The organism is Actinomadura meyerae, assembly GCF_900188445.1.
Taxonomy (GTDB): Bacteria; Actinomycetota; Actinomycetes; order Streptosporangiales; family Streptosporangiaceae; genus Spirillospora; species Spirillospora meyerae.
Genome location: NZ_FZOR01000031.1, coordinates 1 through 24,813 on the forward strand (window position 1 = coordinate 1; position 24,813 = coordinate 24,813).

22 protein-coding genes are annotated in these 24,813 nt (G+C 74.0%); 13 read left to right on the plus strand and 9 right to left on the minus strand.

Features of this window, described 5'->3' with window-relative positions; translation table 11 throughout:
- Positions 1 to 128: 128 nt before the first annotated feature.
- A complete protein-coding gene (locus tag CHF16_RS27035) occupies positions 129 to 965 on the minus strand; it encodes an MIP/aquaporin family protein (RefSeq protein WP_089328959.1) in 837 nt (278 codons plus the stop codon).
- Positions 966 to 1,212: 247 nt separating this feature from the next.
- Between CHF16_RS27035 and CHF16_RS27040 the strand changes: the two genes are divergently transcribed.
- Together CHF16_RS27040 and glpK are read left to right on the plus strand one after the other, a co-directional pair.
- Positions 1,213 to 1,980, plus strand: coding sequence for an IclR family transcriptional regulator (locus tag CHF16_RS27040; RefSeq protein WP_089328960.1), 768 nt, complete (start codon positions 1,213 to 1,215; stop codon positions 1,978 to 1,980).
- A gap of 42 nt (positions 1,981 to 2,022) precedes the next feature.
- Positions 2,023 to 3,549, plus strand: a complete 1,527-nt coding sequence (gene glpK / locus CHF16_RS27045; protein ID WP_089328961.1) for a glycerol kinase GlpK — start codon at positions 2,023 to 2,025, stop codon at positions 3,547 to 3,549.
- 16 nt (positions 3,550 to 3,565) lie between these two features.
- Here the strand turns inward: glpK and CHF16_RS27050 are convergent, their stop codons facing one another.
- Positions 3,566 to 4,717, minus strand: a complete 1,152-nt coding sequence (locus CHF16_RS27050; protein WP_179271721.1) for an acyl-CoA dehydrogenase family protein — start codon at positions 4,715 to 4,717, stop codon at positions 3,566 to 3,568.
- A gap of 91 nt (positions 4,718 to 4,808) precedes the next feature.
- Here CHF16_RS27050 and CHF16_RS27055 point away from each other — a divergent pair, with 91 nt between their 5' ends.
- The 6 genes from CHF16_RS27055 (at position 4,809) to CHF16_RS27080 (ending at position 10,568) form a co-directional block, all read left to right on the plus strand.
- Positions 4,809 to 5,504: a GntR family transcriptional regulator gene (locus tag CHF16_RS27055; RefSeq protein WP_089328963.1), complete on the plus strand. Its 696-nt coding sequence runs from the start codon at positions 4,809 to 4,811 to the stop codon at positions 5,502 to 5,504.
- 49 nt (positions 5,505 to 5,553) lie between these two features.
- Positions 5,554 to 6,330 (plus strand): enoyl-CoA hydratase/isomerase family protein, encoded by a 777-nt coding sequence (locus tag CHF16_RS27060; RefSeq protein WP_089328964.1) that lies wholly within the window; start codon positions 5,554 to 5,556, stop codon positions 6,328 to 6,330.
- Positions 6,331 to 6,356: 26 nt separating this feature from the next.
- Entirely contained in the window at positions 6,357 to 7,538 is a 1,182-nt protein-coding gene (locus CHF16_RS27065) for an acyl-CoA dehydrogenase family protein (protein WP_089328965.1), read from the plus strand.
- 38 nt (positions 7,539 to 7,576) lie between these two features.
- Entirely contained in the window at positions 7,577 to 8,437 is an 861-nt protein-coding gene (locus tag CHF16_RS27070; RefSeq protein ID WP_089328966.1) for a helix-turn-helix transcriptional regulator, read from the plus strand.
- Positions 8,438 to 8,577: 140 nt separating this feature from the next.
- The gene (locus tag CHF16_RS27075) at positions 8,578 to 9,588 is read left to right on the plus strand and encodes an aldo/keto reductase (RefSeq protein WP_089328967.1); all 1,011 of its coding nucleotides are present in this window, start codon (positions 8,578 to 8,580) and stop codon (positions 9,586 to 9,588) included.
- A complete protein-coding gene (locus CHF16_RS27080; protein WP_089328968.1) occupies positions 9,588 to 10,568 on the plus strand; it encodes a quinone oxidoreductase family protein in 981 nt (326 codons plus the stop codon). The genes CHF16_RS27075 and CHF16_RS27080 overlap by 1 nt, the downstream gene beginning before the upstream one ends.
- Before the next feature lie 82 nt (positions 10,569 to 10,650).
- Here CHF16_RS27080 and CHF16_RS27085 read toward each other — a convergent pair whose 3' ends face one another.
- The 4 genes from CHF16_RS27085 to CHF16_RS27100 are packed head-to-tail and all read right to left on the minus strand — an operon-like array spanning position 10,651 to position 14,102.
- Positions 10,651 to 11,712, minus strand: a complete 1,062-nt coding sequence (locus CHF16_RS27085) for an NAD(P)H-dependent flavin oxidoreductase (RefSeq protein ID WP_089328969.1) — start codon at positions 11,710 to 11,712, stop codon at positions 10,651 to 10,653.
- 52 nt (positions 11,713 to 11,764) lie between these two features.
- The gene (locus tag CHF16_RS27090) at positions 11,765 to 12,496 is read right to left on the minus strand and encodes a CoA-transferase subunit beta (RefSeq protein WP_089328970.1); all 732 of its coding nucleotides are present in this window, start codon (positions 12,494 to 12,496) and stop codon (positions 11,765 to 11,767) included.
- A complete protein-coding gene (locus tag CHF16_RS27095; RefSeq protein ID WP_089329037.1) occupies positions 12,493 to 13,344 on the minus strand; it encodes a CoA transferase subunit A in 852 nt (283 codons plus the stop codon). Before CHF16_RS27095 ends, CHF16_RS27090 begins: the two co-directional genes overlap by 4 nt.
- 11 nt (positions 13,345 to 13,355) lie before the next feature.
- On the minus strand, positions 13,356 to 14,102 hold the full coding sequence (locus tag CHF16_RS27100; RefSeq protein WP_089328971.1) for an enoyl-CoA hydratase family protein: 747 nt from the start codon (positions 14,100 to 14,102) through the stop codon (positions 13,356 to 13,358).
- A gap of 54 nt (positions 14,103 to 14,156) precedes the next feature.
- On the opposite strand from CHF16_RS27100, the gene CHF16_RS27105 reads away from it, so the two are divergent.
- Positions 14,157 to 14,930 carry an SDR family oxidoreductase gene (locus tag CHF16_RS27105; protein ID WP_089328972.1) on the plus strand — a complete coding sequence of 258 codons (774 nt, stop codon included), beginning with the start codon at positions 14,157 to 14,159 and terminating at the stop codon, positions 14,928 to 14,930.
- Complete coding sequence (locus tag CHF16_RS27110; RefSeq protein ID WP_089328973.1) at positions 14,927 to 15,835, plus strand: SDR family oxidoreductase; 909 nt, start codon at positions 14,927 to 14,929, stop codon at positions 15,833 to 15,835. Before CHF16_RS27105 ends, CHF16_RS27110 begins: the two co-directional genes overlap by 4 nt.
- A 27-nt stretch (positions 15,836 to 15,862) precedes the next feature.
- On the opposite strand, the gene CHF16_RS27115 is transcribed toward CHF16_RS27110, so the two are convergent.
- Positions 15,863 to 17,308: a serine/threonine-protein kinase gene (locus tag CHF16_RS27115; protein WP_218826854.1), complete on the minus strand. Its 1,446-nt coding sequence runs from the start codon at positions 17,306 to 17,308 to the stop codon at positions 15,863 to 15,865.
- A gap of 209 nt (positions 17,309 to 17,517) precedes the next feature.
- Here CHF16_RS27115 and hrpA point away from each other — a divergent pair, with 209 nt between their 5' ends.
- Positions 17,518 to 21,465: an ATP-dependent RNA helicase HrpA gene (gene hrpA, locus CHF16_RS27120; RefSeq protein ID WP_089328975.1), complete on the plus strand. Its 3,948-nt coding sequence runs from the start codon at positions 17,518 to 17,520 to the stop codon at positions 21,463 to 21,465.
- Between the two features lie 35 nt (positions 21,466 to 21,500).
- On the opposite strand, the gene CHF16_RS27125 is transcribed toward hrpA, so the two are convergent.
- Positions 21,501 to 21,725 (minus strand): hypothetical protein, encoded by a 225-nt coding sequence (locus CHF16_RS27125; RefSeq protein WP_089328976.1) that lies wholly within the window; start codon positions 21,723 to 21,725, stop codon positions 21,501 to 21,503.
- 63 nt (positions 21,726 to 21,788) lie between these two features.
- Between CHF16_RS27125 and pip the strand changes: the two genes are divergently transcribed.
- Together pip and CHF16_RS27135 are read left to right on the plus strand one after the other, a co-directional pair.
- Positions 21,789 to 22,790, plus strand: coding sequence for a prolyl aminopeptidase (gene pip / locus CHF16_RS27130; protein ID WP_089328977.1), 1,002 nt, complete (start codon positions 21,789 to 21,791; stop codon positions 22,788 to 22,790).
- A 27-nt stretch (positions 22,791 to 22,817) separates the two neighbouring features.
- On the plus strand, positions 22,818 to 24,455 hold the full coding sequence (locus tag CHF16_RS27135; protein WP_245869295.1) for a coiled-coil domain-containing protein: 1,638 nt from the start codon (positions 22,818 to 22,820) through the stop codon (positions 24,453 to 24,455).
- Between the two features lie 62 nt (positions 24,456 to 24,517).
- Here CHF16_RS27135 and CHF16_RS27140 read toward each other — a convergent pair whose 3' ends face one another.
- Positions 24,518 to 24,733: a hypothetical protein gene (locus tag CHF16_RS27140; RefSeq protein WP_089328978.1), complete on the minus strand. Its 216-nt coding sequence runs from the start codon at positions 24,731 to 24,733 to the stop codon at positions 24,518 to 24,520.
- Positions 24,734 to 24,813 lie beyond the last annotated feature (80 nt).

The window sequence follows — 24,813 nt, forward strand, 5'->3', positions numbered from 1 at the left end:
GCTGGTGGCGCGCGATCTCGTTCCCGCCGTGATCGAAGATCATGAAGCGGGTGCTGGTCGTGCCCTGGTCGAGGGCACCGACGAAGTCGGCCATGCGTGCGGTCTCCTGGGATGAGGGTGCGAGGCGGTCAGGCCGTCTCGTACTGCGGTTCGGGCTTGGCGATGTCCTGGGCGGGCTCCTCGGCGGGCAGGAACCGCCCGATCAGGGCCTTGTAGAGCCCGACGCCGAGGACGCCGCCGATCAATGGCGCCACGATCGGCACCCAGAAGTACAGGTCGCCGTACTGGTCCCGCCACGCGCCGCCGTAGCCGGTCAGGAAGGAGGCGAGCCGGGGGCCGAAGTCGCGGGCCGGGTTGATCGCGTAGCCGGCGTCGGTGCCGAACGCCATCCCGATCCCGACCACCAGCAGGCCGATCAGGAACGGGGCCAGGTTCGCCAGCGGCGGCGAGTTCCGGACGTCGGTCAGCGCCTTGATCACGAACAGCAGGATCGCGGTGCCGATGACCTGGTCGCGGAACGCGCCCCAGGTGCCGACCGGGAGGGTGCCGTTGCCGGGCAGGGTGGAGAAGACGCCCTGCGTCTTGATCGTGTGGCCGGGGTCGACCTTGGCGAGCACCTCGCTGTAGTTCCAGCGGACGAGCAGCGCCGCGATGAACGCGCCCGCCGTCTGCGCGGCGATGTAGGGCGCGGTCTTGCGCCAGGCGAACTCCCGGAACACGGCGAGCCCGACGGTGACGGCCGGGTTGAGGTGGGCGCCGCTGATCCGCGCGGCGACGTAGACGCCGAGCGTGACGCCGAGCCCCCAGGCCCAGGCGATGCTGTCGTGGTCGCCGATGTCGGCGGCCGCGACCTGCGCGACGACGCCGACGCCGAACAGGATCAGGATCATGGTGCCGGCGAACTCGGCCGCGAGCTCACCGGCGAGCGAGGGGATTCTCGGTCGTTCCGCGGTGCGTTCCGTCATGGGCACTCCTCGGCAGGTGGGGTGGACGCGAGGCCCCGTGAGGCTGGCCAGACGGTAAGTCGCGGAGGAGGCCGGGACAACGGGAGGCCGCCGACAATGTCGAACACTTTCCCCGCCGCCCGGCGCCGGTTACCCTCCAGTCTGTGCACGAGATCACAGAATCCGGGCAGATCGGACCGTACGGGGCGACAATCACGACGTGTGTCGACATTGTCGGCACCCTGCCGGGAGAACTACCCTGGGATCCGTGCCCGGACCCGTGCAGTCGATCGAGCGCGCCGCCGCGATCCTGCGGCTGCTCGCCGCCAGTTCGGGCCGGCTCGGCGTGGGCGAGATCGCCAGCTCGCTCGGGCTCGCCCGCGGCACCGCGCACGGCATCCTGCGCACCCTGGAGCGCGTCGGCTTCGTCGAGCAGGACGGCTCCAGCGGCAAGTACCAGCTCGGCGCGGCCCTGCTGCATCTCGGAACCAGCTACCTGGACGTCAACGAGCTGCGGTCCCGCGCCATCAACTGGGCCGACGCGCTCGCCTCGCGCAGCGGCGAGGCCGTCCGCATCGGGACCCTGCTGGAGGGCAAGGTCCTGGTCGTCCACCACGTGTTCCGCCCCGACGACACCCTCCAGGCCATGGACGTCGGGTCGCTGCTGCCGCTGCACGCCACCGCCCTCGGCAAGGCGCTGCTCGCCCACGACGCCAACGCGGCCGCGTCCATCCGCGACACCGTGCTGGAGTCCTACTGCCGGCGCACCATCACCGATCCGCGCGAACTCGCACGGGCCGCCACCCGGGTGCGGGAGAACGGCTGGGCCGCCGAGACCGAGGAGCTGTCGATCGGCGAGGCGGGCATCGCCGCGCCGATCCGCGGGTACGGCGGGCTGGTGGTCGGGGCCATCGGCATCTCCGGTGCGGTCGAGCGGATCTGCGACGCCCGGCGCGTCCCCGAACCGCGGCTCGTCGCGTACGTGCGGGACGCGGCCCGCGCCGTCTCCCGCGACCTCGGCGGCTCACGCTGGTGACGCCGCGGCCCCGGCGGCGCGCGCCGGGGGAGGGGAGCGGCCGTGACCGAGCGCTACGTGATGTCGATCGACCAGGGCACCACATCGACGCGGTGCATCCTGTTCGACCACGGCGGCCGGCTGGTGTCGGTGGCGCAGCGCGAGCACCGGCAGCACTTCCCGAAGCCCGGCTGGGTCGAGCACGACCCGATGGAGATCTGGCGCAACCTGGAGCGGATCGCCCCCGAGGCGCTCGCGCAGGCGGGGGTGACCGCCGACCAGGTCGCGGCGGTCGGGATCGCCAACCAGCGGGAGACGACCGTCCTGTGGGACCGGCTGACCGGGGTCCCGATCGGCCGCGCCATCGTCTGGCAGGACATGCGCACCGGCGCCCTGGTGGACGAGCTGGCCCGCGCGCCCGGCGCCGCGATGGTCACCGAGCGCAGCGGGCTGCCGCTGGCCACCTACTTCTCCGCCCCGCGCATCCGCTGGATGCTCGACCACACGCCCGGCCTGCGGGAGCGCGCCGAACGCGGTGAGGTGCTGTTCGGCACGATGGAGAGCTGGCTCATCTGGAACCTCAGCGGCGGCGTCGACGGCGGCGTGCACGTCACCGACGTGACCAACGCCGGCCGCACCCTGCTGATGGACCTGCGCTCCCTGACCTGGGACGCCGGCCTGCTCGACTTCTTCGGCGTGCCGGCCGCGATGCTGCCGGAGATCAGGTCGTCCACCGAGACCTACGGGACGGCCCGCCGAGTGTTCCCGGGGGTGCTGATCGGCGCCGCCCTCGGCGACCAGCAGGCCGCCCTGTTCGGCCAGACGTGCTTCTCCCCGGGCGAGACCAAGTGCACCTACGGGACGGGCGCGTTCCTGCTGATGAACACCGGCACCACGCCGGTGAAGTCGGCGAACGGGCTGCTCACCACCGTCGGCTACAAGATCGGCGACGAGCCGGCGGTGTACGCGCTGGAGGGCTCGATCGCGATCACCGGGGCGCTCGTCCAGTGGTTCCGGGACGGCCTCGGACTGATCTCCACCGCGCCGGAGATCGAGACCCTGGCCCGGTCGGTCGACGACAACGGCGGCTGCTACATCGTCCCGGCCTTCTCCGGGCTGTTCGCGCCGCACTGGCGCAGCGAGGCGCGCGGCATCATCGTCGGCCTCACCTCCTACATCACCAAGGGGCACCTGGCGCGGGCCGTGCTGGAGGCGACCGGGTGGCAGACCCGCGAGGTCGTGGACGCGATGAACGCCGACTCGGGCCTCGGCCTGAAGGAGCTGAAGGCCGACGGCGGCATGACGTCCGACAACCTCGTCATGCAGATGGTCGCGGACGTGCTGAACGTGCCGGTGGAGCGGCCGATGGTGGTCGAGACGGTGTCGCTCGGCGCCGCCTACGCCGCCGGGCTCGCCGTCGGCTACTGGGCGAGCCTCGAAGGGCTGCGCCGCAACTGGCACCGGGCCGCCCGCTGGGTCCCGGCGATGGAGCCGGCGCGGCGCGCCGCCGAGTACGACAACTGGAAGCGGGCCGTGGAGCGCACGTTCGGCTGGATCCGCGCCGGCGAGGACCCCGCGACCGCACCGTGACGCGGCGCCCCGCGTCTCAGATCCGGTTGCGCTCGATCAGCTGCTTGACGATGACGTTGCGCTGGATCTCGTTGGTCCCCTCGCCGACGATCATCAGCGGGGCGTCGCGGAAGTAGCGCTCGACGTCGAACTCGGTGGAGTAGCCCGCCGCGCCGTGGATGCGGACGGCGTCCAGCGCGATCCGCATCGCGGCCTCGGACGCGTAGAGCTTGGCCATGCCCGCCTCCATGTCGCAGCGCTCGCCCGCGTCCAGGCGCCGGGCGGCGTCGAGGGTGAGCAGCCGCGCGGCCCGCAGCTGCGTGGCCATGTCGGCGAGGTAGTTGCCGATCGACTGGTGCTGCCAGATCGGCTTGCCGAACGCCTCGCGCTCCTGGGCGTAGCGGATGGAGTCCTCCAGGGCGGCGCGGCCGACGCCGAGCGCGCGCGCCGCGACCTGGATGCGGCCCACTTCCAGGCCCCGCATCATCTGGGCGAAGCCGCATCCCTCCTCGCCGCCGAGCAGCGCGTCGAGGGGCGCCTCGTAGCCGTCGAAGGACAGCTCGCAGCTCTCCACGCCCTTGTAGCCGAGCTTCGGCAGGTCGCGGGAGACGGTCAGGCCGGGGCCCTTCTCCACCAGCAGGATGCTGATGCCCCGGTGCCGCGGCGTGGCACCCGGGTCGGTCTTGCACAGCAGCGCGATGAGCCCCGACATGCGCGCGTTGGTGATCCACATCTTGGCGCCGTCGACGACGTACCGGTCGCCGTCCCGCCGCGCGGTCGTGGTCATCGCCTGGAGGTCCGAGCCGCCGGACGGCTCGGTGAGCGCCATCGTGGCCCGCAGCTCGCCGGTCGCCATCCGGGGCAGGTAGCGGGCCTTCTGCTCCTCGGTGCCGAACACCGCGAGCAGGTGCGAGACGACCGTGTGCCCGCCGAACGCGCCGGCCAGGGTCATCCAGCCGCGCGCCAGCTCCTCGGTGACGAGCGCGTAGCACGCCTTGGAGACGGCGACGTCGCCGTAGGGCGCGGGCACCGCGAGGCCGTAGACGCCGAGCTCCTTCATCCGGTCGATGAGGCGCTCGGGGTACGCGCCCGCGTGCTCCAGGTCCCGGGCGACCGGGCGGACCTCCCTGTCGACGAAGTCCGCGACGACCTCGACGATGGCGCGCTCCTCGTCACTGAGCGTGAACACGGCGGCTCCACCCTCCTCCCGACGGGCTCCCGCACGGGGGCGATCTCTCATATATTTGATGTGAAAATACCGCAGGCGCCCGGAGGGCACGATGACCGCTGCCGGTTCCGGCGGCCCGGCCCTCGGCCGGCGCCGCCAGCTGAGCGACGAGGTGGCCGCGCACGTCCGCGACATGATCATGTCGGGCCAGGTGAGGCACGGCGAGTTCCTCCGGCTGGAGCGGATCGCCGAGGACCTCGGAATCAGCGTCACCCCGGTCCGGGAGGCCCTGCTGTCGCTGCGCGGCGAGGGCTTCGTCACGCTGGAGCCGCGCCGCGGGTTCATGCCGGCGCCGCTCACCCGGCAGGACGTCCAGGACCTGTTCGAGGCGCAGGCGTACTTCGCGGGCGAACTGGCGGCCCGCGCCGCCGGCCGCGCCGCCGAGACCGACCTCGACGCCCTCGACCGGACGCAGGCGCTGCTGGAGCAGGCGTTCGAGGCCGGAGACCCGGAGGGCGTCGAGCGGGCCAACCACCAGTTCCACCGGCTGATCAACCTGCGCGCGGAGTCGCCGAAGACGGCGTGGCTGCTGCAGACCGTGGTCCGGTACGCGCCGCGCCGCTTCTACGCCGGGATCGAGGGCTGGACGCGGGCGTCGGTCGACGACCACCGGCTCGTCCTCGCCGCGCTGCGCGCCGGGGACGCCGAGGCGGCGCGGCAGGCGATGCGCGCCCACATCAGGCATGCGGGCACCCTGCTGGTCGTGCATCTGGAGGCCCGGGGCTTCTGGGCGGACGAGCCGGAGTGAGGCCGCCCGGCTCGGGCGCGTATCGTATAAAAAATTTTCGGGAGGGCGCATGGACGACCAGGTGGTCACGGTCACCGACCGCGACACCGCGCGGGTGCTCACGCTGAACCGGCCGGAGGCGCGCAACGCGGTCGACATTCCGATGCGGCTGCTGCTGCTGGCCGAACTGCGGCGCGCCGCCGACGACCCCGCCGTCCGGGCGATCGTGCTGACCGGCGCCGGCCGGACGTTCTCGGCGGGCGGCGACGTCCGGTCGATGGAGGGCGCCGCGCCGGAGGACGTCCGCGCCCGGCTCGACCCCCTGCACGAGGCCGTCCGGCTCATCGCGACGTGCGGCACGCCCGTGATCGCCGCCGTCGAGGGCGCCGCCGCCGGGCTCGGGGTGTCCCTCGCCGCCGTCTGCGACCACGTGGTCGCCGCCGAGGACGCCCGGTTCGTCGCCGCGTTCGGCAAGGTCGGCCTCGTCGCCGACGGCGGCCTGCTCTGGACGCTTCCGCGCCGCGTCGGCATGGGCCGCGCCAAGGAGATGCTCGTCTTCGGGCGCACCGTCCCCGCGCCGCGTGCCTACGAGATCGGCCTCGCCGACTCCCTCGCGCCGCCCGGCGGAGCCCTGGACGCCGCGCTCGGCCTGGCCGCCGAGTCCGCCGCGCTCGCCCCGCTCTCGGTCGCCGCCGCCAAGCGGTTGCTGGCCTGCACCGACCTCGAACCGGACGGGCTGCTGGAGGCCGAGCTGGAGGAGCAGACCGCGCTGTTCGGCAGCGCCGACTTCGCCGAGGGCCGCGCCGCGTTCGCCGAGCGCCGCCCGCCGCGTTTCGAGGGCCGCTAGGGCTTCAGGCCGGAAAGGGAGCACGGATGAGCAGGCTGCAGCAGACGCACGGGCTGTCGGACGAGCAGCGGGAGATCGTCGCGACCGTCCGCGCGTTCGTCGACCGGGAGATCCTCCCGGTCGCCGCCGCCCTGGAGCACGCCGACGAGTACCCGCAGGCGATCGTCGACGGCATGAAGGACCTCGGGCTGTTCGGCCTGATGATCGGTGAGGAGCACGGCGGGCTGGGCGCGTCGCTGCTGACGTACGCGCTGGTCGTGGAGGAGCTGTCGCGCGGCTGGATGAGCGTGTCCGGCATCGTCAACACCCACTTCATCGTCGCGTGGATGATCGCCCACCACGGCACCGAGGAGCAGAAGGCGCACTACCTGCCGAGGATGGCGACGGGGGAGGTCCGCGGCGCGTTCTCGATGTCGGAGCCCGGCTGCGGCTCCGACGTCTCCGCCATCACCACCCGCGCCGTCCCCGACGGCGGCGACTACGTGATCAACGGCCGGAAGATGTGGCTGACCAACGGCGCCTCGGCCAACCTCGTCGCGACGCTGGTCAAGACCGACCCGGACGCCGGGCACCGCGGCATGACCACGTTCCTCGTCGACAAGACCCCCGGCTTCGGCGAGGTCGCGCCCGGCCTGACCGTCCCGGGCAAGATCGAGAAGATGGGCTACAAGGGCGTCGACACCACCGAGCTGCTCTTCGACGGGTACCGCGTCCCCGCGGCCCGGATCCTCGGCGGCGCGCCCGGCCGCGGCTTCTACCAGATGATGGACGGCGTCGAGGTCGGCCGCGTCAACGTCGCGGCGCGCGGCTGCGGCGTCGCCAGGCGCGCCTACGAGCTGGCCCTCGGCTACGCGCGGCAGCGCGAGACGTTCGGCCGGCCCATCGCCGACCACCAGGCCGTCCTGTTCCGCCTCGCCGAGATGGCCACCAAGGTCGAGGCCGCGCACCAGATGATGGTCATGGCGGCGCGGCGCAAGGACTCCGGCGAGCGCAACGACCTCGAGGCGGGCATGGCGAAGTACCTGGCCAGTGAGTACTGCAAGGAGGTCGTCGAGGACGCCTTCCGCATCCACGGCGGCTACGGGTACTCCACGGAGTTCGAGATCGAGCGGCTCTACCGGGAGGCGCCGATGCTGCTGATCGGCGAGGGCACCGCCGACATCCAGAAGATGATCATCGGCCGCAGGCTGCTGGACGGCGCGGGCTGACCTCCCGGCCGGACGGGGGCGGCCGTTATCGTGGCGCCATGGCAAGTCCGACCCCAGCCTCCGCCCCCGGCCGCCGCCGCGACGAACTGCGCGACTTCCTGCGGACCCGCCGCGCCCGGCTCACCCCCGCCGACGTCGGCATGCCCGACGGCGGGCGGCGCCGCACGCCGGGCCTGCGCCGCGAGGAGGTCGCCGTCCTCGCCGGGGTCGGGGTGTCCTGGTACACGTGGCTGGAGCAGGGCCGCGACATCAAGGTCTCCGGCGACGTCCTCGACGCGGTGGCGCGCGCGCTGAGGCTGGACGAAGCCGAGCGCGAGCACCTGTACCTGCTCGCGGGCCTGAACCCGCCGCGGGCGGAGGCCGACCCGGCCGTCCCGGTCACGCCGGAGCTCCAGCGCGTCCTGGACGCCTGGCTGCCGCGCCCCGCCTACATCCGCGACCGGCACTGGAACTTCCTCGCCATCAACGACGCGGCCCGCGAGGTCTTCGGCTACGGCGACACCGACCACAACTGCCTGGTGACGTTCTTCACCAACGTCCGCTACCGGTCGATGCACGCGCACTGGACCGCCGCCGCCCCCGACGTCGTCGCGCGGTTCCGGGCCGACGCCGCCCGCTACCCCGACGACCCCGGCTTCGACCGGCTCATCGCCGACATGCTGGCCGCCAGCCCCGAGTTCGCCGAGCTGTGGCCGCGCCACGAGGTGAGCGCGCCGCCCCTGGCGGTCAAGGCGATCAACCATCCCGAGGCGGGCGAGCTGGTCTTCGAGGGGACGCTGCTGCCGCTGGCCGACCGTCCGGGCCACCACCTGGTGCTGCACAACCCGCGGCCGGGCACCGGAACGCGGGAGCGCCTCGAACGACTGATGGCCGGCCGCGCCCTGCCCGCCGCCGGCTGACCCCGCCGGCCGACCCGGCCCACCGCCCGACCCCGCCCCCTGAGGGTGGTGGTGCCAGACCCAGGTTCAGCGGAGTCTGCCGTCCCCGGCCCCGGTCCAGCAGGATCGTCCTCGTCAGCGGAACTGATGGAGGACGAATCATGAGAACGCGTGATTTCGCGGGCAGGCCGGTGGGCGCCGTCGGGCTCGGGTGCATGGGGATGAGCTGGGCCTACACCGCGTCGGAACGGGACGACGAGGCGTCGGTCGCGCTGATCCGGGAGGCCCTCGACCTCGGCGTGACGTTCCTGGACACCGCGCAGCGCTACGGCTCCGGCCACAACGAGACCCTCGTCGGGCGCGCGCTGGAGGGCCGCCGGGACGAGGCGGTCGTCGCCACGAAGACGGGCCTGTCCCTGGAGCCGCCGTCCGCCCGCGACATCGTCCGGGACGGCCGCCCCGAGTTCGTCAAGGGATCCGCCGAGGACAGCCTGCGCCGCCTCGGCACCGACGTGATCGACCTGTACTACCTGCACCGGGTCGACCCGGACGTGCCGCTCGCCGAGTCCTGGGGAGCGATGGCGGAGCTGGTCGCCGAGGGCAAGGTCCGCAGGCTGGGGCTGTCGGAGGTGAGCGTCGCGCAGGCCGCCGAGGCGCACGCGATCCACCCGGTCGCGGCGATCCAGTCGGAGCTGTCGCTGTGGACGCGCGACGCCCTGGGCGCGCCCGGCGGCCGCGCGGGCGTCATCCCCGGCGACATGTCCGGTGCCGGCGGGGGAGTGGGCGACGTGGTGGGCTGGTGCGCCGCCAACGGCGCCGCGTTCGTGCCGTACTCCCCGCTCGGCCGCGGCTTCCTCACCGGGACGGTGACCTCCGCCGAGTTCGAGGACACCGACTTCCGGGCCGGCAACCCGCGCTTCCAGGACGGCGCCCTGCGTGCCAACCTGCGCATCGTGGAGGCCGTCAAGGCCGTCGCCGCGCGGCACGGCGCGACGCCCGCGCAGGTGGCGATCGCCTGGACGCTCGCGCAGGGCGACCACGTCATCCCGATCCCCGGCACGAAGAAGCGGCGCTACCTGCACGACAACGCCGGCGCCGCCGGCCTCGACCTCACCGAAGCCGACCTGGCCGAGCTGGACCGGGTCCCCGCGCCCGTGGGAGACCGGTACTGATGCGCGCGATCACGATTCCGGAGTTCGGCGGCGCGGACGTGCTGCGCGAGGCCGAGATGAAGGCCCCCGAGCCGGGGCCGGGCCAGGTGTCCATCGACGTCGCGTACGCGGGGGCGAACTTCGCCGAGGTGCTGTACCGGCGGGGCGTCGTGGACGTGCCGCTGCCGTTCGTCCCCGGCATCGAGGTGTCCGGACGCATCAGGGAGGTCGGGCCGGACGTCGAGGGGCTGCGCAGGGGCCAGCCCGTCGCCGCCCTCACGATCGTGGACAGCGGCGGCTACGCCGAGGTCGCGGTGACCTCCGCCGACCTCGTCGCCCCGCTCGACGGCCTGGACCTCGGGCTGGACGTCGCGGCGGCCGTCCCGTCCAACGGCGCCACCGCGTTCCTCGTCCTGGACCGCGTCGCGCGCATCGAGCCGGGCGAGACCGTGCTCGTGCACGCGGCGGCCGGGGGCGTCGGCAGCCAGCTCGGCCAGGCGGCCCGGCTGCTCGGCGCGGGGCGGGTGGCCGGCACGGTCGGCGGCCCGGCCAAGATCGAGGCCGCGCGCGGGTTCGGCTACGACGACGTCGTGCTGCGCGCCGGCCTGGCGGGCGAGGCCGGCCGCCTCACCGGCGGCCGCGGCTTCGACATCGTCGTGGACATGGTCGGCGGCCCGGCCCGCCGCGCGAGCCTGGACGCGCTCGCCCCGATGGGCCGGATGGTGGTGATGGGCAACGCGTCCGGTGCGGACGACGTGGGCGTCCCGGCGAACGAGCTGTGGTTCACCAACAAGACGGTGTCCGGGTTCAACCTCGCCGCGTTCGCGGGCACGTTCCCGGCCGAGGCGGGCCGCGCCCTGCGCCGCGCGGTGGCCGCCGCGGCCTCCGGCGACCTGCGCGTCCAGGTCGAGGAACTGCCCCTGGAGCGGGCCGCCGAGGCGCACGAGCGCATCGAGTCGGGCGCCACGACCGGGAAGCTCGTCCTCGCCGTGAGCGGCTGACCCGCCGCAAGCGGCACGGCCGCCGGTCCCCGCGCGGATCTCCGCGGGGGACCGGCGGCCGTTTCGTGCGGCCCGGGGCGCCTCAGCGCACGAGAAGGGACTGCTGGGCGGTGATCGCCGCCGCGGCCTGCCGCACGATGCCGTCGATGAGCTGGCCGCAGGTGGGCAGGTCGTCGATGACGCCGACGACCTGGCCCGAGGCCATCACGCCGAGGTCCGGGCGGCCGTCCACCATGGCCGCCTTCAGCAGCATCGGCGTGTTCGCGGCCATCAGCACCTGCGACCACGACAGGTCCTTGCCGTGCTTCATCGCCTTGCCGTCGGCGATCATCTCCCGCCACGACATCCCGGACAGCTTCTTGAACCGGGCGCCGTTGCGCACCGCCCGGACGAGCCCGCCGATCCGGCCCGACCGCTCCAGCGTGTCGACCAGCTCGCTGCGCAGCACGCGGTGGGGCATGCCGTCGACCTGCCGCGTCACCACGGTGTCGCCGGTCCGCAGGTACACCTGCTTGACCGCGTCGGGCACCGAGCTGTCGGACGTCAGCAGGAACCGGGTGCCCATCGCGACGCCGGCCGCCCCGTAGGAGAGCGCGGCGGCGAGGCCGCGCCCGTCGAAGAAGCCGCCGGCCGCGATGACCGGGATGTCCACCGCGTCCACCACCTGCGGCAGCAGCAGCGTGGTGGCGACGGCGCCGGTGTGGCCGCCGCCCTCGCCGCCCTGGACGAGCACGGCGTCCGCGCCCCAGCCCGCGACCTTCTCCGCGTGCCGCCGCGCGCCGACCGACGGGATCACCACGAGCCCGGCGTCCTTCAGCTTGGCGATCAGCTCCCGCTTGGGCGCGAGCGCGAACGAGGCGACCTTCACGCCCTCCTTGATCAGCAGGTCGATGCGGTCGCCCGCGTCGCCGGCGTCCGCCCGCAGGTTGACCCCGAACGGGGCGTCCGTGCGGTCCTTCACCTCGTGGATCGCGTCGGCGAGCTGGTCGAGCGTCATCGTCGCCGAGGCCAGGACGCCGAGCCCGCCCGCGTTCGCCACGGCGGTGACGAGCCGCGGCCCGGCCACCCAGCCCATGCCGGTCTGCACGACCGGGTGCCGCACGCCGGCCAGCCGGGTCAGCGGGGTGTCGAGCATCTGCTCCATCAGGCCCCCCTCCTTCGGGAGACCGGCGCCCCGCACTCCGGGTGCGCCCGTCTCATGCCGGGACCTCCCGCTCGCGCAGCCCCTTCGGGTCGAGGACCTCGCGCATGATCCGCAGTTCGGTCTCGTCGGGCAGCCGCGTCTCGGGCACCTCGTCCGGGACGGCCAGCTCGAACCCGGTGGCGGCGGTGACGTCCGCGACGCTCACGCCCGGGTGGACCGAGCGCAGCCGCATCCGCCGGTCGGGGGTCTCGAAGTCGAGGACGGCGAGGTTGGTCACGACCGCGCGGATCTCGTGCGCGCCCCGGTCCCAGCCGACGCCGCTGACCATGTCGACCTTCTCGGTGAACACGCGCGCGGAGTGCTTCGGCACCCAGTAGCTCGTCGTGTTCAGCCGCGTGTTGCCGGGCCCGCCGCGTACCCCGAGGAGCTGCCGGGACGGCCGCTCCCAGTCGCCGATGCACGAGATGTTGGTGTTGCCGTGCGCGTCGATCTGGCTCGGCCCCATCACCACGTGCCGGCGGCCGTTCAGCACGAGCCACAGGTGGTCGCGGAACGGCAGCCAGCCCTCGGCGGTCTCCGCCGGCCGGCCGAGCGGGACGGGCTCGGCGCTCAGCGCCGGCCCGCCGTCGGTCGTCAGCAGGTCGGGCTCGAACGTCGCCCGCGCCAGCCGGGACCCCAGCATCGGCACGAACCCCGCCACCGCCGCCGCGACGATCTCCCCGTCGCCGCGGAACAGGTCGGCGCACGCCGCGGCGCACACCTCCGCGCGCGTCACGTCACTCATCGGGACTCCTCCTCGCGCCAGGCCCGGACGGCGTCCTGGTAGGCGGCCTCGTCGCCGGACAGGAACCGCTCGCTGAACTCGGCCCACTTCTCCGGGTCGGCCGCCGACTGCGCGTAGAGCTTCTGGAACTTCTCGTCCCGCCCGAAGTCGGGCACGCAGTCGGTGAAGTGCGCCCCGTTCGGGGTCTCCACCACGCCCGCCACATGCGACCGGCTGATCAGCATCGACTGGACCGGCCCCTCCTTGGCGAAGTCGGCCGTGTCGACCAGCCGCTCGCACGACACGTAGGTGCGCCCGGCCGCCTTGGCGAACAGGTCGTCCATGTAGGGGTCGGGGCCGAGGTACTGGGCGTTGCCGCGCGCGTCGGCGCGGTTCATGTGCACGAGCGCGACGTCCATCGTCAGCGGAGGGACGGCGACCAGCTCGGTCGCGTCGTCGTACGGCGACCGGACCGTCTTCAGCTCCGGGTTGACCTTCATCACGTCCGAGCCGAGCCCGACCGGGGTCGGCAGGAACGGCAGCCGGTGCGCCGCCGCGTACAGCCCGAACAGGAACATGCCCTCGTCGTACTCGGTCAGCTCGATCGCGCCCGTCTGGCGCGCCTGCCGGAAGTGCGGCTCCAGCGGGATCGAGTCCATCGTCACGAACGCCGTGACCAGCCGCCGGACCTTCCCGGCCGCGCACAGCAGGCCCACGTCCGGGCCGCCGTAGCTCACCACCGTCAGGTCGGTGACGGGGGAGCGGAGGATCGCCCGGACGAGCGCCATCGGCTTGCGCCGCGACCCCCAGCCGCCGATCCCGACGGTCATGCCGCTCTCCAGCGACGCGGCGACCTCGTCGGCCGACATCACCTTGGAACTCACTTGGCCCCCTTCGCGACGAAGGCGTCACGGTGCTCGTCGCCCGCGCCGACGAGGTTCAGCTCGAACGTGAAGCCCTGCTCGTAGCGGTAGCTGCGCTTGACGTCGACCGGGTCGATGCCGTTCAGCGACTCCTTGGCCCGCCGGATCACGTACCGGTCCTTGGCGGCGATGCCGGCGGCGACCTCCATGGCCTTGGCGCGCAGCTCGCCCGCCGGGACGACCTCCAGCACCGAGCCGTGGTGGTGCAGCTCCTCCGCCGTGACGTTGCGGCACGTGTAGACCATCGCGCGCATCAGGTGCTGCGGGACGAGCCGGGCCAGGTGGGTCGCGGCGCCGAGGGCGCCCCGGTCCACCTCCGGCAGCCCGAAGTACGCGTCCTGCGAGGCGACCACGATGTCGGCGTTGCCGGCCAGGCCGATCCCGCCGCCCAGGCAGAAGCCGTGGACCGCGGCGACGACCGGGACCTCGCAGTCGTACACGGCGGCGAAGGCGGCGTAGCAGCCGCGGTTCGCGCCGACGAGGGCGGCGTGGCCCTCGGTGCTCTGCATCTCCTTGATGTCGACGCCCGCGTTGAAGCCCCGGCCCTCGGCCCGGAGCACGACCGCGCCGACCTCGGGGTCGCGGCCGGCGGCGAGCACCGCGTCGGCCAGCTCGTACCAGCCCGCGACGGTCAGCGCGTTGACCGGCGGCGCGTCCACGACGATCTCGGCGACCCCGTCCAGGGTCGTGGTGGAGACTCCCATGCGCTACCTTTCCACCAAACATTTGTTAGAACAGAAGGTAGCAGAGGAGGCGGAATGTCACTGACGCTCGACCTGGGCGGCCGGACCGCCGTGGTCACGGGGGGCGTGCGCGGGGTCGGCGCCGGGATCAGCCGCGCCCTGCTGGAGGCGGGCGCCGACGTCGTCGCGGTCGCCCGGCGCGAACCCGAGGCGCTTCCGGAGGCGGGCGGCCGCACGGCGCGGTTCGTCTCGCTGGACGTGCGCGACCCGGACGCCGTGCAGGAGTTCGCCGACGGCCTCGACGGCGTCGACGTGCTGGTCAACAACGCGGGCGGCGCGCCGTACCTGCCGGTCGCCGACGGAAGCCTGCGCACCCACGTCAAGATCATCGAACTGAACCTGACCTCGGCGCTGATCATGGCGCGGGCGCTGCAACCGAAGATCATGGCGCGCGGCGGCGGCTCGGTCGTCAACATCGGCAGCGTGAGCGGGGTGCGGCCCTCGCCCGGCACCGCCGCCTACGGCGCCGCCAAGGCCGGCCTGCACAGCCTCACCACGTCGCTCGCCGTCGAGTGGGCGCCGCACATCCGGGTCAACACGCTGATCCTCGGGATGGTCCGCACCGAGCTGTCCCACCTGCACTACGGCGACGAGGACGGTATCGCGGCCGTCGCCGGGACCGTCCCGCTCGGCCGGCTCGCCGACCCCTACGACATCGGCGCCGCCTGCGCGTTCCTCGCGTCGGACCTCGCGTCCTACGTCAGCGGCGCGTCGATGCACGTCCACGGCGGGGGAGAGCGCCCCGCCTTCCTGGACGCCGCCACCGTGAACAAGGAGGAGTCACGATGATCTGCAAGGACCGGGTGGTCGCCGTCACCGGCGCCGGCCGCGGGCTCGGCCGCGCCCACGCGCTGGAGTTCGCCCGCCAGGGCGCCCTCGTCGTCGTGAACGACCTCGGCGTCGCGCGGGACGGCACCGGCGAGGCGTCCGGCGGCCCCGCGCACGACGTCGTCCGGGAGATCGAGGCGCTCGGCGGCAGGGCCGTCGCCAGCACCGACGACATCGCCACCGACGCGGGCGCCGCCGCCCTGGTCGCGGCGGCCGTCGACACGTTCGGGCGGCTCGACACCCTCGTCAACAACGCCGGGTTCCTGCGCGACCGCATGCTGGTCAACCTCGGCGAGGACGAGTGGGACGCCGTCATGCGCGTCCACCTCAAGGGGCACTTCCTGCCGCTCAAGCACGCCGGCCGGTACTGGCGGGCGGAGAGCAAGGCGGGCCGCGAGGTCGACGCCCGCGTGATCAACACCTCGTCCGGCGCCGGGCTGCTCGGCAGCGTCGGGCAGGGCAACTACTCCGCCGCCAAGGCCGGCATCGTGGGGCTGACGCTCGTCGCGTCCGCCGAGCTGGGCCGGTACGGCGTGGCCGTCAACGCGATCGCGCCCGCCGCCCGCACCCGGATGACCGAGGAGGTCTTCGCGCAGACGATGGCCGCTCCGGCCGAGGGCGAGTTCGACGCGATGGCCCCGGAGAACGTCTCCCCGCTCGTCGTCTGGCTCGGCTCCGCCGGGTCGCGCGGCGTGACGGGCCGCGTCTTCGAGGCCGAGGGCGGCAAGATCTGCGTGATGGACGCCTTCCGGCACGGCCCCACGGCCGACAAGGGCGCCCGCTGGGACCCGGCCGAGGTCGGTGACGTCGTCAGGGACCTGCTGGCCAAGGCGCCCGACCCCGAGCCCGTCTACGGCGCCGGCTGAGCCGGAACCGCGCGGCCGGACGCGGCGTCAGCGCGGCCGGTAGTCGTTCATGTAGCGGCTGACCAGCTCGGTGTAGGGCCTGGCCTCGGCGGGCACACCGCCCGCCTTCACCACCTTCCTGGACGACGTCCGGTAGGCGGCGGCGAGGTTCAGCGCCGGGTCGCCCGGCACGTGCCTCAGCCTCTTGCCCCAGAAGCACAGGAAGCGGCCCATCGCCGGGATCGACAGCTCCGGCGTGATCTCGTCCGGGGCGGGCTCGGGGTGGTCGAGCCCGCTTGGCTGCCAGAAGCCCAGGACCCGCGGCGTCCAGCGGGCGATGCCGTACTCGTCCTTCGCCGGGTCGGACAGGTGCGGGTCGAAGCCGCTCTCCGCCTTCAGCATCGCCGCGATCAGCGCCGGGCTCAGCCCCGGCATCCGGCACCACGTCCCCGCCTCGACGATCAGGCCGCGGTACCGGGCGGGGATGTCGGAGCCGGCCCGCAGCCACCGGCCCGCCGGGCGGGGCGCGGTGTCGCCCGCCCGCCCGGCGACCGCCCAGTACGTCCCGGCGGCGCCGGTCGCCACCGCCGCCAGCGCGGTCGCGGCGGCCAGCGACCGGAAGCGGGCGCGCCGGCCCACCGCCCAGGCCGGGACGGTGGCGGTGCCCCGCCCACCCTCGGCGCCGGGGGACCCGGTGGCCTCGCCGGTCCCGGCGGTCTCAGCGGCGGCGAGCGCGTCCGCGAACGCCGCGGCCGACGGCCAGCGCCGCTCGCGGTCGGGGTCGAGCGCGCGCAGCACGACCGCGTCCACCGCGGGCGGAACGCCGGGCCGCGCCTCGCCCGGCGGCCGCGGGGGCACCGCGGGCGGCTCCCCGGTCAGCAGGCGGTGGGTGAGCGCGCCGAGGCCGTAGACGTCGGCGCGGTGGTCGGGGGCGCCGTCGACCTGCGCCTGCTCGGGGGCCATGTAGCCGGGGGAGCCCGCGGGCAGCGTCAGGCAGGACAGGTGGTCCCCGCAGCGCGCGATCCCGAGATCGGCGATCATGAGCCGCTCGCCGCCGCCCGGCACCGACCGCAGCAGGATGTTGGACGGCTTGAGGTCGCGGTGCACGATGCCGAGGTCGTGCAGGTCCTGCACGCCGCGGGCGATCTCCAGCGCGGCGCGCAGCGCCTCGTCGGCCGGGAGCGGGCCGCCGGCCAGCCGGTCCGCGAGCGTGCCCCGGTCGGCGTAGGTCATCACGAAGTAGGGCCGCCCGTCCGGCAGCTCGCCGATGTCGAAGACCTGCACCAGCCGGTGCGAGTCGGCGCGGCGCAGCAGCCGCGCCTCCTGCACGAACCGCTCCCGCACGTCGGCGCGGAGCGTCCAGTGCTCGCCGAGGATCTTGACCGCGACGGGGGCGTCGAGGTCCGGGTCGTGGCCGAGCCACACCGAGGCGAACCCGCCCGAGCCGAGCAGGCGGTCGATCCGGTGGCGGCCCGCGGCGGTCGGGGGTTCCACTTCACCCATGATGACGGAGGCGGCCCCCCAGTGCGAGGACTTTCCGTGAATGAATGACGACGCAGCGTGTGCGACCGGAATGTGGTTCCGGCCGGGGGCGTTGTAACGGCGGGAAAATGGATCGCCCGGTACGGGGCGGTCCGGCTACGGTGCGAAGGTTGTGGGGTCAGCAGGGCCGGGTGCCCGGAACCCTATCCTTGACGATGGTTATGGGGACGAGTGTGAAATCGCCGCTCGCCGATCTGCGCGCGCGCCTGCCGGAGCTGATGCTCCGCGACCAGCACCGGCTGCGCCGCCGGATCGACGGCGTCCAGAAGATGCGGGACGCCGCGCGCCGCGCGAAGGTCGCCGAGGAGATCGCCGCCGACGTCGAGGCCGCCGCGCGGCGGGTCGAGCGGCGGCGCGCCGCCGTGCCCGCGATCACCTACCCGGCCGAGCTGCCGGTGTCGCAGAAGAAGGACGACATCCTCGCCGCGGTCCGCGACCACCAGGTCGTGATCGTCGCGGGCGAGACCGGGTCCGGCAAGACCACCCAGATCCCCAAGGTGTGCCTGGAGCTCGGCCGGGGCGTGCTCGGCTCGATCGGGCACACCCAGCCGCGGCGGCTCGCGGCCCGGACGGTCGCCGACCGCATCGCCGAGGAGCTGGGCACCGAGCTGGGCGAGACCGTCGGCTACAAGGTGCGCTTCACCGACCGCTCCAGCGACGACACGCTCGTCAAGCTGATGACCGACGGGATCCTGCTCGCCGAGATCCAGACCGACCGGCTGCTCCGCCAGTACGACACGCTGATCATCGACGAGGCGCACGAGCGCAGCCTCAACATCGACTTCCTGCTCGGCTACGTCAAGGAGATCCTGCCCCGCCGGCCCGACCTCAAGGTGATCATCACCTCGGCGACCATCGACCCCGAGCGGTTCTCGAAGCACTTCGGGGACGCGCCGATCGTGGAGGTGTCGGGCCGCACCTATCCGGTGGAGGTCCGGTACCGGCCCGTCATCGACCCCGAGGACCCGTCCGCCGACCCCGACCGCGACCAGATCCAGGCGATCGTGGACGCCGTGGACGAGCTGGGCCGCGAGGCCCCCGGCGACGTGCTCGTCTTCCTCAGCGGCGAGCGGGAGATCCGCGACACCGCCGACGCGCTGACCAAGCACTTCACCCGGCAGAAGGGCACGACCGAGGTACTGCCGCTGTACGCGCGGCTGTCCGCGGCCGAGCAGCACCGGGTGTTCCAGCCGCACCGCGGGCGGCGCGTCGTCCTCGCCACCAACGTCGCCGAGACCTCCCTGACCGTCCCCGGCATCAAGTACGTCGTCGACCCCGGCACCGCGCGCATCTCCCGCTACAGCCACCGGCTGAAGGTGCAGCGGCTCCCGATCGAGCCGGTGTCGCAGGCGTCGGCGAACCAGCGCAAGGGCCGCTGCGGGCGCGTGTCCGAGGGCATCTGCATCCGGCTGTACTCCGAGGAGGACTTCGAGTCCCGCCCCGAGTTCACCGACCCGGAGATCCTGCGCACCAACCTCGCGTCGGTCATCCTGCAGATGACCTCGCTCGGCCTCGGCGACATCGCCGCGTTCCCGTTCGTGGAGCCGCCGGACCGCCGCAACATCAAGGCGGGCGTCGACCTGCTGCACGAGCTCGGCGCGATCGACCCCGCCGAGAAGGACCCGCGCAAGCGGCTCACCCCCCTCGGCCGCCGCCTCGCCCAGCTGCCCATCGACCCGCGGCTGGGCCGCATGGTCCTGGAGGCCGACAAGAACGGCTGCGTCCGGGAGGTACTGGTCATCGCGTCGGCGCTGTCCATCCAGGACCCGCGCGAGCGCCCCGCCGAGCACCAGCAGGCCGCCGACGAGAAGCACCGCCGGTTCGCCGACCCGACCTCGGACTTCCTGGCCTACCTGAACCTGTGGAACTACCTGCGCGAGCGGCAGCGGGAGCTGTCGGGCAGCGCGTTCCGCCGCATGTGCAAGAACGAGTTCCTGCACTTCCTGCGCGTCCGCGAATGGCAGGACCTGCACGGCCAGCTCAAGCAGGTCGCCAAGGCGCTCGGCGTCACGCTCAACACCGCCGACGCGCCGCCGGACCGCATCCACACCTCGCTGCTCGCCGGCCTGCTCTCCCACATCGGGCTGATGGACGCCGACAAGAAGGACGGCAAGCAGCGCCGCGGCCAGGAGTACCTCGGCGCGCGCGGCGCCAAGTTCGCCGTGTTCCCCGGGTCGGCGCTGTTCAAGAAGCCGCCGCGCTGGGTGATGTCCGCGGAGCTGGTGGAGACCTCCCGGCTGTGGGGCCGCGTCAACGCCAAGATCGAGCCGGACTGGATCGAGCCGCTCGCCGGGCACCTGGTCAAGCGCAACTACAGCGAGCCGCACTGGTCGAAGAAGCAGGCGGCCGTCATGGCGCACGAGAAGGTCACCCTCTACGGGGTGCCGATCGTCGCCGACCGGCGCGTCAACTACGGCCGCATCGACCCGGCGCTGTCGCGCGAGCTGTTCATCCGGCACGCGCTCGTCGAGGGCGACTGGGACACCACCCACCGGTTCTTCCACGACAACCGCGCCCTGCTGGACGAGGTGGAGGAGCTGGAGCACCGCGCCCGGCGCCGCGACATCCTCGTCGACGACGAGACCCTCTTCGACTTCTACGACGCGCGGATCCCCGAGGACGTCGTGTCCGGTCGGCACTTCGACGCCTGGTGGAAGAAGGCCCGGCGCACCGACCCCGACCTGCTCGGGTTCGAGAAGTCGATGCTGATCAACGAGACCGCGGGCGGGGTCAGCGAGGCCGACTACCCGGACGTGTGGAAGCAGGGCCCGCTGCGGCTGCGCCTGACCTACCAGTTCGAGCCCGGCACCGACGCCGACGGCGTCACCGTGCACATCCCCGTCCAGGTCCTCAACCAGGTGCGGCCGGACGGGTTCGAGTGGCAGGTCCCCGGGCTGCGCGCCGAGCTGGTGACCGAGCTGATCCGGTCGCTGCCGAAGCAGCTGCGGGTCAACTTCGTCCCGGCGCCCGACTACGCCCGCAAGGTCCTCGACCGCGTCGCGCCGCGCAGCGAGCCGCTGCTGGACGCGCTGGAGCGCGAGCTGACCGCGCTGACGAGCGTGCCCATCGCCCGCGAGGCGTGGGACACCTCCCGGCTGCCCGCCCACTTGCGCATCACGTTCCGCGTCGTGGACGGCGGCGCACCCGGGAAGGCCCGCACGCTCGGCGAGGGCACCGACCTCGACGAGCTGAAGCGCCGCCTCGCCGGCAAGGTGCGCGGGACGCTGTCGAAGGCGGCGTCCACCGTCGAGCGGTCCGGCCTCACCGAGTGGACGATCGGGGAGTTGCCCCGCACCTACGAGCGCAAGCAGGGCGGCTACGAGGTCAAGGCGTACCCGGCGCTCACCGACGAGGGCGACACCGTCGCCGTGCGCATGTACGAGACGGAGGCCGAGCAGCGCCGCGCGATGTGGCTCGGCACGCGCCGCCTGATCCTGCTGAACGCGCCGTCCCCGGTGAAGCTCATCCAGGGCCGCCTGACCAACCAGGGCAAGCTCGCGCTGAGCCACAACCCGCACGGGTCGGTCGCGGCGCTGTTCGACGACTGCGTCACCGCCGCCGCCGACCGGCTGATCGCCGAGGCGGGCGGGCCCGCGTGGGACGAGGCCGGGTTCCGCGCCCTGTACGACCGCGTCCGCGCCGACCTGCACGACGCGACCGCGCAGGTCGTCGGCCTGGTGGAGCGGATCCTCGCCGAGGCCCACGAGGTGGACCGGCGGGTGCGCGGCACCGCGAGCCTCACGCTCGTCCCGGCGCTGACCGACGTCCGCGGCCGCCTCGCGGCGCTGATCCACCCCGGCTTCGTCACCGAGACGGGCTGGGCGCGGCTGCCCGACCTGCCCCGCTACCTGCGCGCCCTCCAGGTGCGGCTCGACAAGCTGCCCGAGAACCCCGGCCGCGACCGGATGCTCGCGCACCAGGCCGACGTCCTGGGGCAGGAGTACGAGCAGGCGCTGCGGCGCCTGCATCCGTCCCGCCGCGACGAGGAGCCCGCCCGGCAGATCCGCTGGATGCTGGAGGAGCTGCGCGTCAGCCTCTTCGCGCAACAGCTCGGGACGCGCTTCCCGGTCTCCGACAAGCGCATCCGCAAGGCGATGGCCCAGCTGTAGCCCAGGTGGGGCTGTAGCTCAGGTGGGAGTTCGGCTCAGGTGGGGGTGGCGGCCCAGAGTTCCAGGTGGCCGCACTGCCGGCACCGCCAGGCGTCGACCTGCCAGCGCTGGCGGCCCATCCGCTTGGCCCCGCCGAAGATGCCGCGCTCCAGCGGGCCGGCGATCCAGCGCGCGTAGCCGCGGGAATGCTCGCCCGCGTCCTCGATGAAGCCCGGTTCCAGATCCTCGATCCCGCACTGGGTGCACCTCGGCTGCGTCATGTAGTGGAGGGTAGTCTGCACCGCGGATGATCTTCGGTAGGGCGCGGGACGGGGGACACGGGTTTGCGAGAGTTCTATCCGCCGATCGAACCGTACGAGTCGGGGCTTCTCGACGTCGGCGGCGGCGACCGGATCTACTGGGAGACGTGCGGGACCCCGGACGGCGCGCCCGCGCTGTTCCTGCACGGCGGGCCCGGCGGCGGGCTGCTGCCCGACAACCGGCGCTTCTTCGACCCCGCGAGGTACCGGGTCGTGCTGTTCGACCAGCGGAACTGCGGCCGGAGCGTCCCGCACGCGGGCGACCCGGCGGTCTCGCTGGAGCGCAACACCACGCCCCACCTCGTCGCCGACATCGAGCGCCTGCGCGAGCACCTCGGCATCGACCGCTGGCTCGTGTTCGGCGGTAGCTGGGGCAGCACCCTCGCGCTGTCCTACGCGCAGGCGCACCCGGACCGGGTCGCCGCGATGGTGCTGCGCGGCGTCTACCTCGTCCGGCCGTCCGACGAGGCGTGGGCGTTCACCCCGACGGGCGCGGCGCATCTGTTCCCCGCGGAGTGGGCGGCGTTCCGGGACGCGGTGCCGCCCGCCGAGCGGGACGACCTGCTCGCCGCCTACGGCCGCCGCCTCCGCGACCCCGACCCGGCGGTGCACCTGCCGGCCGCCCGCGCGCTGATGGACTGGGAGCTGGCGGCGAACACGCTGCTGCCCGTCCCGCCGCCGGAGCTGGACGACGCCCTCGTGCTGGGGTTCGCCCGCATCCTGGTCCACTACATCGCCGCCGGCGGCTTCCTCCCGGCGGAGGGCCTGCTCGCCGGGGTCGACCGCATCCGGCACATCCCGGCCGTGATCGTCAACGGCCGCTACGACGTGAAGACCCCTCCGGACCAGGCGTGGGACCTGCATCGCGCCTGGCCGGAGGCGGAGTTCCACATCGTCGAGGACGCCGGCCACGGCGGGAGCGAGCCCGGCACGCGCGACCGGCTCATCGCCGCCACCGACGCGTTCGCCGCTCACTTCACGACGACGTGGGCACTCCCACATCCGCCTCACAAGTCACTGCGGTGACTCGCATCAGTGCGTATGGTTCATTCCATGCCTAAGAGCGAAGAGCGCGACAATAGCGGCCCCGAGGGGACGGCCGCGGCTCCCCAGGGCGGCGCGGTCTCCGAGGGCGCGGGGGAAGGCACCGAGACCGCGGTCGCCCGCGTGGGGGACCCCGTCGCGGTCTGGCCGTGCGCCAACTGCGGGCGCCCCGTCCCGCAGCCGGTCGGTGCGGCCCGCGCCGTGCGCTACTGCCAGGACAACGAGGGCGCCTGCGCCCGCGAGGCCCGCGAGCGCCGCGACCGCGGGCGGGACGCGCCCGGCCTCACCGGGCAGGTCGCGTCGGCGTGGGAGATGGTCGAGCGGCTGGAGAAGGCCGCCGACCTGCTCGCCGACTCGCTGACCTCCGAGCTGAGCGTCGCCGGCGTCGAGCGGCGGGTCGCCGAGGTGCGCGCCGAGGCCGCCCGCGAGCTCGCCATCGCGCAGAGCGAGCGGGACGCCTCCCAGCGCAAGGCGGAGGAGGCGTGGCAGGAGGCGTCCGCCGCCCGCAAGCGCGCCGAGGCGGCCGAGCAGGACGCCGGGCGCGCCCGCGAGGAGGCCCGGCTCGCCACCGCCAAGCGCGACGCCGCCCAGCAGGCATGGGAGGAGGCCCACCAGATCGCGCAGCAGTCGGTGACGGCCAAGCTCGCCGCCGAGAGCGAGCGCGACCGGGTCGCCGCCCGCGAGACCGAGCTGCTCGCCGCCTTGGAGGCGGCGCGGGCCGAGCTCGTCGGGCTGCACGCCAAGCTCGCCGAGGCCGAGGGCGCCGCCGAGGCGCAGCGGGTGGAGGCAGCCGTCGCCAAGCAGGGCGCCGAGGACCTGCGCAACGCCATGCGCGACACCGAGGCGCAGCGGCAGCGCGCCATGCAGGCCGCCAGCAAGGCCGAGGCCGAGCGGACCGCCGCGCTGCGCGCCCAGTCGGAGGCCGAGGCGGAGGTCGTCCGCGCCAACGCCCGCGCCGACGAGGCCGTCAAGGACCGCGACGCCGCCAGGGCCCAGGCCGCCGCCGCCACGACCGAGCGGGACGAGCTGGCCGGCAAGGTCAACGAGCAGGCCGTGCAGCTGCGGCAGCTCTCGCAGTCGGTCGCCGACCAGCAGGCCGCGCTCACCGCGCTCGCCGAGGAGCGCGACGCCGCCCGCGCCGAGGCCGACCGCGCCCGCCGCCAGGTCGACCAGTTCACCCAGGGCACGCTGTCGTCGAGCGTCCCGCCGGGCGGCCGGATGCCGGGCGGCGGCACCCCGGTGCCCCCGCCGGGCGTCCCGAACACCCCGGGCATTCCGAGTGCGCCGGGCATTCCGAGCGCCCCGGGCGTCCCGAACGGCTCCGGCGCGCTCGCCGCCGGACTGCCGCCCGGCCCGCCCCCGATCGGCGGCCCGAACGGCGCAGTCCAGAGCGGTGCGTCCCAGAGCGGTGCCGGGCAGGCTGGCGCCGGCCAGGGCAACGCCGCCCAGAGCGGCGCTCCGGGCGGTGCCGCGCCGAACGGCGCGATGGCTCCACTGGGCGCGCCGCTGCCCTACCCGGCCCCCGCACCGAACGGGACGCCGGGCTCGGGCACCGGCGGGCACCAGGTGCCGGGCACCGAGGCGCAGCACCACGGCCGCCCGCTGAACGGCGTCGACCGCGAGGACCCCCTCTTCGCCGGGCCGTGACCCGCTCGCCTGTGAGGCGCCCCGGTCCGTGACACGGCCCCCGGGCGGCCCGCCGCCCGGGGTCAGCCGTACCGGACCGCGAGGAAGAACGCCGCCACCGCCACGGCGCTGATCAGCATGACGTGGCCGCGCTCGCGCGCCGCCGTCCGCCGCAGGGTGGCGATCCGGCGGCGGCTCAGCCGCAGGTCCGTCACGCTGCGGCGCGCCCGCTCCCAGTGGACGCCCGTGTAGATCGCCAGGGCCGCCAGCCCCAGGATGAGCAACCCGTCTCCGCGCATGAGCTCCGCCTCCGTATCCGCGGCAGCTCAGATTGAACAGCGGACCGGCCCGGGCGACCGTGCCGGGCGACACATTTCCG

What these genes read in the sequence shown, in the direction of transcription:
- CHF16_RS27035 (WP_089328959.1), bottom strand. Translation starts at nt 965, where the DNA reads ATGACGGAACGCACCGCGGAACGACCGAGAATCCCCTCGCTCGCCGGT.
- CHF16_RS27055 (WP_089328963.1), top strand. Translation starts at nt 4,809, where the DNA reads ATGACCGCTGCCGGTTCCGGCGGCCCGGCCCTCGGCCGGCGCCGCCAG.
- CHF16_RS27060 (WP_089328964.1), top strand. Translation starts at nt 5,554, where the DNA reads ATGGACGACCAGGTGGTCACGGTCACCGACCGCGACACCGCGCGGGTG.
- CHF16_RS27065 (WP_089328965.1), top strand. Translation starts at nt 6,357, where the DNA reads ATGAGCAGGCTGCAGCAGACGCACGGGCTGTCGGACGAGCAGCGGGAG.
- CHF16_RS27070 (WP_089328966.1), top strand. Translation starts at nt 7,577, where the DNA reads ATGGCAAGTCCGACCCCAGCCTCCGCCCCCGGCCGCCGCCGCGACGAA.
- CHF16_RS27075 (WP_089328967.1), top strand. Translation starts at nt 8,578, where the DNA reads ATGAGAACGCGTGATTTCGCGGGCAGGCCGGTGGGCGCCGTCGGGCTC.
- CHF16_RS27080 (WP_089328968.1), top strand. Translation starts at nt 9,588, where the DNA reads ATGCGCGCGATCACGATTCCGGAGTTCGGCGGCGCGGACGTGCTGCGC.
- CHF16_RS27085 (WP_089328969.1), bottom strand. Translation starts at nt 11,712, where the DNA reads ATGGAGCAGATGCTCGACACCCCGCTGACCCGGCTGGCCGGCGTGCGG.
- CHF16_RS27090 (WP_089328970.1), bottom strand. Translation starts at nt 12,496, where the DNA reads ATGAGTGACGTGACGCGCGCGGAGGTGTGCGCCGCGGCGTGCGCCGAC.
- CHF16_RS27095 (WP_089329037.1), bottom strand. Translation starts at nt 13,344, where the DNA reads ATGTCGGCCGACGAGGTCGCCGCGTCGCTGGAGAGCGGCATGACCGTC.
- CHF16_RS27100 (WP_089328971.1), bottom strand. Translation starts at nt 14,102, where the DNA reads ATGGGAGTCTCCACCACGACCCTGGACGGGGTCGCCGAGATCGTCGTG.
- CHF16_RS27105 (WP_089328972.1), top strand. Translation starts at nt 14,157, where the DNA reads ATGTCACTGACGCTCGACCTGGGCGGCCGGACCGCCGTGGTCACGGGG.
- CHF16_RS27110 (WP_089328973.1), top strand. Translation starts at nt 14,927, where the DNA reads ATGATCTGCAAGGACCGGGTGGTCGCCGTCACCGGCGCCGGCCGCGGG.
- hrpA (WP_089328975.1), top strand. Translation starts at nt 17,518, where the DNA reads ATGGGGACGAGTGTGAAATCGCCGCTCGCCGATCTGCGCGCGCGCCTG.
- CHF16_RS27125 (WP_089328976.1), bottom strand. Translation starts at nt 21,725, where the DNA reads ATGACGCAGCCGAGGTGCACCCAGTGCGGGATCGAGGATCTGGAACCG.
- CHF16_RS27135 (WP_245869295.1), top strand. Translation starts at nt 22,818, where the DNA reads ATGCCTAAGAGCGAAGAGCGCGACAATAGCGGCCCCGAGGGGACGGCC.
- CHF16_RS27140 (WP_089328978.1), bottom strand. Translation starts at nt 24,733, where the DNA reads ATGCGCGGAGACGGGTTGCTCATCCTGGGGCTGGCGGCCCTGGCGATC.